Genomic DNA, 11,449 nt, shown 5'->3' on the forward strand with positions numbered 1-11,449 from the left:
AAACTTATCATCCCCTTTTGCTGATGGAGCTGCACATGAACCCATTCAAAGGCCGGCATTTTCAGCGTGACATCATTCTGTGGGCCGTACGCTGGTACTGCAAATACGGCATCAGTTACCGTGAGCTGCAGGAGATGCTGGCTGAACGCGGAGTGAATGTCGATCACTCCACGATTTACCGCTGGGTTCAGCGTTATGCGCCTGAAATGGAAAAACGGCTGCGCTGGTACTGGCGTAACCCTTCCGATCTTTGCCCGTGGCACATGGATGAAACCTACGTGAAGGTCAATGGCCGCTGGGCGTATCTGTACCGGGCCGTCGACAGCCGGGGCCGCACTGTCGATTTTTATCTCTCCTCCCGTCGTAACAGCAAAGCTGCATACCGGTTTCTGGGTAAAATCCTCAACAACGTGAAGAAGTGGCAGATCCCGCGATTCATCAACACGGATAAAGCGCCCGCCTATGGTCGCGCGCTTGCTCTGCTCAAACGCGAAGGCCGGTGCCCGTCTGACGTTGAACACCGACAGATTAAGTACCGGAACAACGTGATTGAATGCGATCATGGCAAACTGAAACGGATAATCGGCGCCACGCTGGGATTTAAATCCATGAAGACGGCTTACGCCACCATCAAAGGTATTGAGGTGATGCGTGCACTACGCAAAGGCCAGGCCTCAGCATTTTACCAGGAACCTACGTGCGCCCGCACCGACACCCTCACACCTTCGAACTACTGTTGCCATTAAGGGGTCGTTTCGTGGTGCTGAATTTTGACGATCGGGGTACCGTCACCCATCGGGCGATATTGGGGGAAACCTGTACGGTGCTGGAGATGGCCGCAGGAACCTGGCATGCCGTGCTGTCGCTGGATACCGGTGGCATAATTTTTGAAGTAAAACACGGTGGCTATCAACCCGTGGCTGCCGATGACTATGCGCACTGGGCGCCAGCGGAAGGAGAACCAGGAACCACGGAGCTTATGGCCTGGTATGCGCAAGCGCAGGTGGGCGACAGCGCTTTTGCCGTCTAAGGCGATAAACAAAAACGGAATGAGTTTCCCCATTCCGTTTCCGCTATTACAAACCGTTGGTGACGATTTTAGCCGCCGACGCTAATACATCGCGACGGCTTTCTGCCTTAGGTTGAGGCTGGGTGAAGTAAGTGACCAGAATCAGCGGCGCACGATCTTTTGGCCAGATCACCGCGATATCGTTGGTGGTGCCATAGTCACCGCTGCCGGTTTTATCCCCCACAACCCAGGAAGCAGGCAGTCCAGCCTGAATGCTCGCTGCACCGGTGGTATTGCCTTTCATCCATGTCACCAGCTGCGCCCGTTGGCTGTCACCCAATGCTTTACCCAGCGTCAGATTACGCAGAGTTTGCGCCATTGCCCGAGGTGAAGTGGTATCACGCGGATCGCCCGGAATGGCGGTGTTTAACGTCGGCTCGGTACGGTCGAGACGGAACGTTTCGTCTCCCAGCTGTCGGGCGAACGCGGTGACGCTAGCCGGGCCGCCAACGTGAGAAATCAGCTTATTCATCGCCACGTTATCGCTGTACTGTAGCGCGGCCGCGCTAAGCTCAGCCAGTGACATCGTCCCATCGACGTGCTTTTCCGCAATCGGATTATAGTTAACCAAGTCAGATTTTTTGATCTCAACTCGCTGATTTAACAGATTCGGTTCGCTTTCACTTTTCTTCAGCACCGCGGCCGCGGCCATCACTTTACTGGTGCTGCACATCGCAAAGCGCTCATCAGCACGATAAAGTATTTGCGAATTATCTGCTGTGTTAATCAATGCCACACCCAGTCTTCCTCCCGACTGCCGCTCTAATTCGGCAAGTTTTTGCTGTACGTCCGCCGTTTGCGCATACAGCGGCACACTTCCTAACAACAGCGTGACGGTTGCCGTCGCCATCAGCGTGAACTGACGCAGTGATTTTTTAACCATGGGATTCCTTATTCTGGAAGAGACGAATTAACAACAACATGAATAGTCCCTAAATTCCACGTGTGTTTTTTATTAGCTTCAAAAATCACTATTTCACGAAGAATTTAGACTGCTTCTCACACATTGTAACATTATTTACAACCACCTTTCAATCATTTTTGATAAATCATTGATTTCATCTTTGCTGCAATGATACTTAATAAACTCTGCAAGTTATCCACAGAGCAACACTCAATTTTATTGATGATATTCTTATTATACCAGACATTTTTCATACACTCCCTTGTACGGATAGTTTTCCGACAACTTCATGATTACATATCTTGCGGTTTTGATTATTTTTGCTGCAAGAAATACATACTTCAAACGAAAGGTCTTTATTTGCTGTCTGTATTCTGAAGAGTCCAAGGAATCAAACTTGAACAACAAAAATAGGTTATATGAAAGCATCATCATTTGAAACACGGCTTCATTCGCCCAAAATGACTTTAGCAAGAGATGACCCACCGCCATGTCGTATTTGGCTTCTTTGATATAGTTTTCAGCATTACCACGCTTTTCATAGTATATAACTACTTTTTCAGAAAGCAAGGTAGTATTTGTTACAAAGAAAAAGTAGTCGTATTCGGAACCTTCTAAAAGTGATAATTGTGCTCTTTCTTTTTCTGGTTTCAGTACGCGAGATACGACAAATCTTCTGTCTTTTTCCCATTTAACTAATTTTGTATACAGTTCTGTAGTTTCTCTACCTTCTTCTCCTTTAACGAATACAATTGATGAATTCGTTGCTTGTGAGGTGAGTGTAGAATAACTTTTGGCTTTAATTAAATATTTGCATCCAAGAGATTCTATCGTTTCGATAATTTTTTCATCAAAGTAGCCACTATCCATTCGAAATAAAATTTCTAAATCGTCTGATTTGATGTTAGCAACAATTTCTTTGATCATTTCCGCAGCACCGTTTGCAGTGTAAGTATTGCCACTTCTTACAAATCCGGTAACATATGCTTTTAATTCGTCGCAAAATGCAAATTGGATATTGTAGCATCGGTTTCCCAGTTTCTTAGGATTATATCCTTTTGACGCACCTTCTTGATGACCTTCTACGTTAATTACACTACTATCAATATCAATCGTAATGGATGTCAATTTACTTTTAGTGAGCAGTTTTTTAAAGACTTTAAAATTAATGTCTCTAAACATTTGGGTTGTCTTGAAGTTGAAGTTTCCTAGAAACCGTGACACTGTTTCAGGTTCTTTTACGGAAATATCAAACTCGTTGACGAGGGGATCATTTTGAAGTAGCTTTAGACGTTCTAACTTATCAATGCCAATGAAGTGACCGCAGAGCATGGTCTTTATATGATTCATCTTGATTTTATTTGTTGAGTCATTATCAAATACGAGGTCATTTTCAATAAAATCAAAAATCCCATTGCTTTTTGCATTCTCAAGGAGCAGAAAAAGACCTGCATTTGATGTTAGATTCTTAGCTTTGAAATCAATTTTATTAATCATAATTAGAACCCCTTTTTACTACTTTTCTTACTATTATTTTACCATATATCGAGTCATAAAAGCTGATAATTTAACATATTTTTGAGCACTTTTCTTTCACCCAATGGGTGAAAGCTGAATTTCGAAGGAATGCATATTTATCAAGGCTTTGATTATGCTTTTTGAAGTACTGACGTAGAATCTAGGTTTTATTATGGTGATCCCCTGGGCGAAATGCGCCTGGTAAGCAGAGTTTTTGAAATGTAAGGCCTTTGAATAAGACAAAAGGCTGCCTCATCGCTAACTTTGCAACAGTGCCCTTTCGACTACCTCCCCTCAAAGCCATATCACGTACGTTAATCCTGACTTCATTAAAATCAGTGGTTTCACTGAGGAAGAACTATTAGGCCAGCCTCACAACATCGTAAGACACCCAGATATGCCGCCTGCTGCATTTGAGCATATGTGGAGTACATTAAAATCTGGCCGCTCATGGATGGGGCTAGTAAAAAATCGCTGTAAAAATGGCGACCACTATTGGGTAAGTGCTTATGTAACGCCAATAGCTAAGAATGGTTCGATTGTTGAATACCAGTCTGTAAGGACCAAGCCTGAACCTGAGCAGGTTTTGGCTGCGGAAAAATTATATGCTCAATTGAGAAGCGGGAAGGCCGCGAGGCCGAAATTGGCTGCTAGCTTTTCCGTGAAAATACTCTTGCTCATATGGGGTAGTATTATATCAAGCGCAATGGCTGCCGGCATGCTTACTGATACATCAATAAGCAGCTTATTGTTAGCCACTTTAATGTCAGGAAGCTTAAGCTCTGTTAGTGTTTTGGCTATTCTCTCTCCTCTTGGAAGACTGGTTGAAAGAGCCAGGAATATTTCCAATAACCCATTAAGTCAATCCCTCTACACTGGGCGCACCGATGAGTTTGGCCAAATAGAGTTTGCTTTACGAATGATGCAAGCTGAAACAGGCGCCATAGTAGGTCGCATAGGTGATGCATCAAATCGGCTTAGCGAACACACCCGAGGCCTACTAAAGGATATTGAGTCAAGCAATGTACTTACAGTTGAGCAGCAGGCAGAGACAGATCAAATAGCAACGGCAGTAAACCAAATGGTGGCAAGCATTCAAGAGGTTGCGAGCAATGCACAGCATGCTGCAGATGCGGCCGGAAGAGCAGACACTGAGACGGCATCTGGCCAGCGTCTGGTAGCCCACACAAGCCAGTCAATCACTGCCCTTGAAGGTGAAATTAGGCAAGCCACTCAGGTTATTCATGAGCTTGAAGGTCAAAGTAACGAGATATCAAAAGTTCTTGACGTTATACGAGGGATCGCCGAGCAAACGAATTTGTTGGCACTCAACGCAGCAATTGAGGCCGCGCGTGCTGGTGAGCAGGGGCGTGGTTTTGCTGTTGTCGCCGATGAGGTTCGCAGTCTTGCTGCTCGCACACAGCAATCGACAACGGATATTCAAAGCATGATCAGCGCTCTACAAGAGCGAGCGCAATCCGCTGTTACAGTCATGGAGCAAAGTAGTCGGCAAGCGCACACGAGTGTAGCTCACGCAGAGGAAGCAGCTACAGCTCTTGATGGAATTGGCCAACGCGTTAACGAAATTACCGACATGAACGCGCAAATAGCGACTGCGGTCGAGCAGCAGGGAGCAGTAAGTGAAGACATAAACCGCAGTATTATCAATATACGCGATGCTGCTGATACCAATGTACAGACCGGGCAGAATAATTTGCAAAGTGCGAAATCTGTCGCTCAGTTAACTAGCGCTCTGAGCGAACTGGCAAAACAGTTTTGGGAAAAACGAGGATAACGCTTTTCAGTATCTCGACAGGGATAACTTACTTTACCATCGGTTATCCCTTTTAGCCGCACAAATTTTAGCCATGGCTTTTCAGGAAGTCAGGGCTATCAGAATGGCCTTAGAAAGCCTAGTCAAAGAGCTGTCACGAGAACACCGTTAGCTTAGCGTACGATTTTTTCCGAATTCTGCGGTTCCCCCTAATATTGCTTGCGCCATTTGAATATCTGGTTTGCATTGATGCCATGCAGGCGCGCGACATGAGACACGGTCATACCGGGCTCCATAGTCTGCTGAATAATGGCAATTTTTTCCTGCGGTGTACGACGCCGACGCCGCTCAGGTCCTGATAACACTTCAACCATCTTATCGTTCTGACTGGTATTAAACATAGTTCCAAGACTACCTCTTATTTTAAGAGAGTCGAAGTGTCTGGTGATCTATGGGGCCAGTCTAGCCCTCTTCCAAGTGTAGGGAGATATAGTCAAAGTTTGCTTCTCCGCCGATGAGTCCGCCCTGCGTCGGATAGTCCGATTTTTTACCGGCGAAGCACGGCTCTCCTAACCCTATCTAAAGCGAATAACTTTTTTCAACAGGGCCGCGTGCCAATGCAAGAGCGATAGGCGCTCTACGCGCCAATTTGACCACTTAAAACAGGTAAATTGAGGGGTTGTAATGTGTTGATGTAACAGGCTTTTATTTTAATGTCTTGGCATATGTATAATGGTAGTCTAGCCCTCCTTTCAACAAGGAGTACTCATGGAAACCTACAATCATACATATCGGCACCACAACTTTTCACATAAAGACTTAAGTGATCTCACCTTCACCGCTTGCACATTCATTCGCAGCGACTTTCGACGTGCTAACTTGCGTGATACGACATTCGTCAACTGCAAGTTCATTGAACAGGGTGATATCGAAGGCTGCCACTTTGATGTCGCAGATCTTCGTGATGCAAGTTTCCAACAATGCCAACTTGCGATGGCAAACTTCAGTAATGCCAATTGCTACGGTATAGAGTTCCGTGCGTGTGATTTAAAAGGTGCCAACTTTTCCCGAACAAACTTTGCCCATCAAGTGAGTAATCGTATGTACTTTTGCTCAGCATTTATTTCTGGATGTAATCTTTCCTATGCCAATATGGAGAGGGTTTGTTTAGAAAAATGTGAGTTGTTTGAAAATCGCTGGATAGGAACGAACCTAGCGGGTGCATCACTGAAAGAGTCAGACTTAAGTCGAGGTGTTTTTTCCGAAGATGTCTGGGGGCAATTTAGCCTACAGGGTGCCAATTTATGCCACGCCGAACTCGACGGTTTAGATCCCCGCAAAGTCGATACATCAGGTATCAAAATTGCAGCCTGGCAGCAAGAACTGATTCTCGAAGCACTGGGTATTGTTGTTTATCCTGACTAATTGCTTTGATGTGTGATTTTAAACGCTCAAATTTATAAAACGAATAATATTGTCAACCTTGCAATAATAGACATAGGGACAACCATGTATAAATTTTTACCCTCAGGCGTCTTCACAATAGAGCCATATAGCAGTGGGTCACTTAGTGGGCTTAATTTTTCCATTAAAGATAATATTAATATTGCTCAGTATAAAACATCATATGGTAGCCCATCTTGGCAAGTAAACATAAGGCTGCCATTTATAAGGCACTGTTGCAAAAATGTGGAGGTGATAGGGGTACTACGCCGGAACCCCAGATTTTTCCGTCCGTTCAAATTATCCACGGTTGAGCAGCTTGATCCCGTCCGCCCGCAGTTGACCAACAGGGGAAATATGCCTGTACAAAGTTTGCCGGGTTATCCCAAGTTCCTGGCATAGCGTACTGACCTTTGTTTCTGATTGTCCCATTGATGCCATTGCCAGTCGCAGTTTGACTGGCGTCATTTTATAAGGTCGGCCGCCGTTCCGCCCACGGGCTCTTGCTGATGCCAGACCTGCAGTCGTTCTTTCAGCAATCAGTTCGCGCTCAAACTCCGCCAGTGCGGCAAAGATACCGAAGACAAGCTTGCCAGCGGCCGTTGTTGTGTCGATAGTCGCCCCGTGACCGGTCAGCACTTTCAGACCGGTCCCCCTCGCGGTCAGGTCGTGCACTGTATTAATGAGATGACGAAGATCACGACCGAGGCGGTCCAGCTTCCATACGACCGAGAGCATAAAAAATATTGGGGCAGCGTGAGCTATGCTGCCATCGCTGGTCCCTTCCCGTCACTTTGAAAACCCGGATACCAGCAGACAAATTTATCCTGCAGTTCGTTATTCAAAACGGCGGTCCGGGTCTGTAACAAATAATGAGCCCCTTTTCTGCTCCACTGCATCTGCTGCTTTTTGGCCATTCGTCTGGCGATCACTTCATTGATCGTGGATTCCACAAACGCGGTTGATACCGGCTCTCCGTACCGACGCATTTCGCCGTAGTTTGGGATCATCATCTTATTATTCCGGATGTAGGTATACATTTCATCCAGATGTTTTTGCAGGGATTTCAGGCTAGGATAGCTGAGTTCAGGGTCATCGCAATACATAACGCAATTATCAATATGTTCCAGCGCAGCGACAACATTGCCATGCCAGAGATATCGTTTAATGCTTTCCAGCAGTGCCAGAACTTTACTCCCCGCCTCTGGATCTGATACCAGCAGTCCCCGGGCATATTGCATGAGCACCTTCAGCCTCATGGTGATATGAAACCAGTCCAGCACATGCGTTGACTCAGGGTACATACCGAACTGGAGGTCCCTGAGATTATCCGCGCCGTCGGACAGAAAAAATATCTGCTGGTTGGCCTGCATTCCCTGCGCTGAAAGGTGGGTCATGAGCCTGCGTTCCGGATGACAGTCATCCTTCTGAACAAAACCGAAGCGGCGGGTGTCAGCAGGCGCACCAACGGAAAAAGACTTCCCGGCAATAATTTCAAAATTACGCTTTTTGTCATCCCGATCGCGAACATAACCACCATCTATACCCACCACAAGCGGTTTTCCTGGCCTGGGCAGGTTCCCCCAGTCGCGGGGGCAGCCGGAAAGAAAACCTGAATGAGCTTCAGCCTCAGCGTCAAGACGCTGCGCCACCTGGCATAAATGATTCCTCACCGTTGAGGCATTCAGGCTGTGGCCCACCGGCAGAATATCTTTCAGCAGACGAGTCGTCATTTCATAGGAGATCATCGAGGCCCAGCGGGTTTCAATATATTTCAGTGCCGGGTGAGAATAATCGCCGGCCCAGTCGCTGAGCAAACTGACTGTCTTTGTATCACTCTCTTCACAACGGCACCGGTACACCCGAAGCCCGGATACCGGAATAACGCCAAACAGCGTCCGGTACCGTATTTTCTGTTTGCCTTTGATTCTGCGCGCAGCAAGGCAGTGAGGGCACCGGATATGGTGTTGAGTATATTCGTCTGCCTGCAGCTGGACCACCGACTGCTGGACCGTATTCAGCAACAGCTTGGATTCTGACACCGATAATCCGATGTCGTTCCGGGTCTCCCCTGATTTCTGGATTGTCATCAGTTCCTCCGTTCGACTGGAGCCTGATTCATCGGTGATGACTATCTGGAGCGTCAGTTGCATCATTGCCTCCTGCTGTGGTGGATGACTATCTCCCGGCTACTGGTTGTTCATCTGGTGACGAAGCTTATAATATGTGGAAACGCCAAGGCCCGCATGGTCGCAGGCGATCCTGAGCCTGACCCCTCTGCTTCTGAGTGCGTCAATTTCCTGGATCTTTTTGATATCGGCGCCGGGGCGCCCTGTTTTTTCACCCCGTGCTTTTTTCGCGGCGATGCCGTCGGCCTGCCTTTCCTTCAGTAAGGCTCGTTCAAACTGGCTGAATGCCGACATCATGTGCAGCTGCAGTTCCTGCATCGGATTGTTTGTGCCGGCGCTGAACGTCAGCTGCTCTTTCAGAAAAATAAGGGTAACGCCCTGGTCACGAAGCCGGGTGGTGACAGCGCACATATCCGACATATTCCGGCAAAGGCGATCGATGGAATGAACCAGAAGCGTATCACCAGGGCGTAATTGCCCCAGGAGTTCCTGTAACCCCGGGCGGTTTGTGTCCTTCGCGCTGGCATGCTCAACACAAATTTTATCAGGCTGAAAACCCGCCTTTGACAATGCCTCTTCCTGACGGGCCGTATTCTGATCGGCCGAGCTTACCCTGATGTAGGCATATTGCACGCAAAACCTCCGGAAGGTCTTTAAACATCATAGAGATTTAAAGAATAATCCATAAACACTGATTTAGGGAGGTTTATAGACATTTTTTCGGGGATCTGAGAGGCATGCTGAAAACGTATACCTTTATAGACATCAGTCAGCGACGACGGCCCAGCCAGATAACTTCAGGCTCCAGTACCGGAGATGCAAGGTCGAGCCTGCTCAGTTGCCGGTTGATTTTGTGGCGGTTGAACCTGACAGCATCCAGGTCGTCAGCAAAAGGGCGGATCTCGCCGACCGTTGTTTCATCATCCGCATTAACGATAGCTTCAAGAAACGCCAGGGTTTTATCGAACTCATCCGCAGCTGTGGCTCCGGGCATACCATGGCCGCTTATACAAAACGGCGCTTTCAGCGTAGAGTTTTCATAAATGGCCTCAACACGAATGTCATGAAGCCAGTGCTCAAAGAAATTGTATTCATAGGTAAAGCGATCGCCAGCATCAAAAGCAAAATCATCAATCACGACCCGGAACGGATTATCGACAAAACCGATGCCTCCTTCGTAGGAGATACCGTAATCTTTGCCATAAATGTGAAATTGATGGAGATGGTCGTCCCCCCAGCCCTGCACTATCTGGAAAATGAAGTGAAGCGCGGCCAGTGATGTAGCCCCCTGAAACTCCAGACAGTAGCTGTATCTCCAGATAAGAGATAGGCTTGAATATATGTCTAACACTAACGCCAATTTTGAGATGACCGGGATCCTGTTAGGGCAAGAAGTCCGTAAACGTAAAACTCCTCAGGAGAAGATCGCCATTATCCAGCAGACGATGGAGCCGGGCATGAATGTCTCCCATGTCGCCCGCCTGCATGGCATCCAGCCCAGCCTGCTGTTTAAGTGGAAGAAGCAATATCAGGAAGGCAGCCTCACCGCCGTTGCGGCCGGGGAAGAAGTTGTTCCAGCTTCTGAGCTTACTGCTGCTCTGAAGCAGGTCCGGGAGCTTCAGCGCCTGCTGGGCAAGAAGACGATGGAAGTTGAGATCCTGAAAGAAGCCGTGGAGTACGCTCAGTCGCGAAAATGGATAGCGCACGCGCCCTTGTTGCCAAAGGACGGGGAATAGCCCTGGTCAGCCGCACCATGGGCGTGTCGCGTGCGCAGCTGTCACTGCGAATTAACCGTTCTGCCGACTGGCAGGACAGGCGCTGTAACCGGCGTGATGACGAAGCAGACGCTGAAATACTGTCAGAGATCCTCGATATCATCAGCGATATGCCCAGTTACGGCTATCGCCGTGTGTGGGGCATCCTGCGTACGCAACGTCGTACAGAGGGACTGCCCCCCGTGAACGCCAAACGGCTTTACCGGCTTATGAGCGAGCATAATCTGCTGTTACTGCATGACAAACCAGAGCGGTCGAAGCGTGAACATAAGGGCAAAATCGCGGTGGCAGAAAGCGATATGCGCTGGTGTTCAGATGGCTTCGAGTTCGGCTGCGACAACGGTGAGAAGCTGCGGGTCACGTTCGCGCTGGACTGCTGCGACAGAGAAGCCATAGACTGGGCAGCGAGCACAGGAGGCTACGACAGTTCGACGGTGCAGGATGTGATGCTGAGGTCGGTGGAAAAGCGCTTCGGCGACGGGCTGCCGACCACACCGGTTCAATGGCTGACGGATAACGGTTCAGCATATACCGCGCATGAAACGCGGAGGTTCGCCAGAGAGCTGAATCTGGAGCCGTGTACAACAGCGGTGAGCAGCCCGCAGAGCAATGGCATGGCCGAACGGTTCGTGAAGACGATGAAGGAAGACTATATCGCGTTCATGCCAAAACCAGATGTGAGAACAGCCCTGCGAAACCTTGCAGCAGCGTTCACACATTACAATGAAAACCACCCGCACAGCGCGCTGGGATATCACTCCCCGAGGGAATATCGGCGGCAGCGGACATCGTTAACTTAAGATACAAAAGCTGTCCGGAGATGGCGGGTCAAGATCA

8 protein-coding genes and 4 pseudogenes are annotated in these 11,449 nt (G+C 48.1%); 5 read left to right on the plus strand and 7 right to left on the minus strand.

The features are described 5' to 3' along the window. Positions 1–35 precede the first annotated feature (35 nt). Together ACQG19_RS27285 and ACQG19_RS27290 are read left to right on the plus strand one after the other, a co-directional pair. Complete coding sequence (locus tag ACQG19_RS27285) at positions 36–746, plus strand: IS6 family transposase (RefSeq protein ID WP_426726015.1); 711 nt, start codon at positions 36–38, stop codon at positions 744–746. Next, positions 683–1,030 (plus strand): annotated as a pseudogene (locus ACQG19_RS27290) (WbuC family cupin fold metalloprotein); the annotation flags it as partial. The gene ACQG19_RS27285 and the pseudogene ACQG19_RS27290, both read left to right, overlap by 64 nt. Before the next feature lie 46 nt (positions 1,031–1,076). On the opposite strand, the gene ACQG19_RS27295 reads toward ACQG19_RS27290, so the two are convergent. Together ACQG19_RS27295 and ACQG19_RS27300 are read right to left on the minus strand one after the other, a co-directional pair. After that, positions 1,077–1,952, minus strand: a complete 876-nt coding sequence (locus ACQG19_RS27295) for an extended-spectrum class A beta-lactamase CTX-M-36 (RefSeq protein WP_063860047.1) — start codon at positions 1,950–1,952, stop codon at positions 1,077–1,079. Positions 1,953–2,207: 255 nt separating this feature from the next. Beyond that, positions 2,208–3,470, minus strand: coding sequence for an IS1380-like element ISEcp1 family transposase (locus ACQG19_RS27300; RefSeq protein WP_000608644.1), 1,263 nt, complete (start codon positions 3,468–3,470; stop codon positions 2,208–2,210). Between the two features lie 298 nt (positions 3,471–3,768). On the opposite strand from ACQG19_RS27300, the pseudogene ACQG19_RS27305 reads away from it, so the two are divergent. Next, positions 3,769–5,286 (plus strand): annotated as a pseudogene (locus ACQG19_RS27305) (methyl-accepting chemotaxis protein); the annotation flags it as partial. Between the two features lie 191 nt (positions 5,287–5,477). Here ACQG19_RS27305 and ACQG19_RS27310 read toward each other — a convergent pair. Continuing rightward, positions 5,478–5,639 (minus strand): annotated as a pseudogene (locus tag ACQG19_RS27310) (transposase); the annotation flags it as partial. Between the two features lie 394 nt (positions 5,640–6,033). Here ACQG19_RS27310 and ACQG19_RS27315 point away from each other — a divergent pair. Further along, entirely contained in the window at positions 6,034–6,690 is a 657-nt protein-coding gene (locus tag ACQG19_RS27315; RefSeq protein ID WP_001516695.1) for a quinolone resistance pentapeptide repeat protein QnrS1, read from the plus strand. Positions 6,691–7,008: 318 nt separating this feature from the next. Here ACQG19_RS27315 and ACQG19_RS27320 read toward each other — a convergent pair. The 4 genes and pseudogenes from ACQG19_RS27320 to ACQG19_RS27335 form a co-directional block, all read right to left on the minus strand. Then, a pseudogene (locus ACQG19_RS27320) lies at positions 7,009–7,437 on the minus strand (recombinase family protein); the annotation flags it as partial. 32 nt (positions 7,438–7,469) lie between these two features. After that, positions 7,470–8,861 (minus strand): ISKra4-like element ISKpn19 family transposase, encoded by a 1,392-nt coding sequence (locus ACQG19_RS27325; protein WP_001493761.1) that lies wholly within the window; start codon positions 8,859–8,861, stop codon positions 7,470–7,472. 36 nt (positions 8,862–8,897) lie between these two features. Beyond that, positions 8,898–9,470 (minus strand): recombinase family protein, encoded by a 573-nt coding sequence (locus tag ACQG19_RS27330; RefSeq protein ID WP_001493762.1) that lies wholly within the window; start codon positions 9,468–9,470, stop codon positions 8,898–8,900. Positions 9,471–9,606: 136 nt separating this feature from the next. Beyond that, positions 9,607–10,179, minus strand: coding sequence for a plasmid pRiA4b ORF-3 family protein (locus tag ACQG19_RS27335; RefSeq protein ID WP_426726016.1), 573 nt, complete (start codon positions 10,177–10,179; stop codon positions 9,607–9,609). Between the two features lie 25 nt (positions 10,180–10,204). On the opposite strand from ACQG19_RS27335, the gene ACQG19_RS27340 reads away from it, so the two are divergent. After that, positions 10,205–11,412, plus strand: a protein-coding gene (locus ACQG19_RS27340; protein ID WP_109455549.1) for an IS3 family transposase whose coding sequence is annotated in 2 segments (ribosomal slippage) — positions 10,205–10,526 and positions 10,526–11,412 — 1,209 coding nt in all. Because the reading frame shifts where the segments join, the coding sequence is not laid out codon by codon here. The last annotated feature ends 37 nt before the right edge of the window (positions 11,413–11,449 follow it).

This window comes from Enterobacter cloacae complex sp. 277I4 (assembly GCF_050031465.1).
GTDB lineage: Bacteria > Pseudomonadota > Gammaproteobacteria > Enterobacterales > Enterobacteriaceae > Enterobacter > Enterobacter cloacae.

What these genes read in the sequence shown, in the direction of transcription:
- ACQG19_RS27315 (WP_001516695.1), top strand. Translation starts at nt 6,034, where the DNA reads ATGGAAACCTACAATCATACATATCGGCACCACAACTTTTCACATAAA.
- ACQG19_RS27295 (WP_063860047.1), bottom strand. Translation starts at nt 1,952, where the DNA reads ATGGTTAAAAAATCACTGCGTCAGTTCACGCTGATGGCGACGGCAACC.
- ACQG19_RS27285 (WP_426726015.1), top strand. Translation starts at nt 36, where the DNA reads ATGAACCCATTCAAAGGCCGGCATTTTCAGCGTGACATCATTCTGTGG.
- ACQG19_RS27325 (WP_001493761.1), bottom strand. Translation starts at nt 8,861, where the DNA reads ATGCAACTGACGCTCCAGATAGTCATCACCGATGAATCAGGCTCCAGT.
- ACQG19_RS27300 (WP_000608644.1), bottom strand. Translation starts at nt 3,470, where the DNA reads ATGATTAATAAAATTGATTTCAAAGCTAAGAATCTAACATCAAATGCA.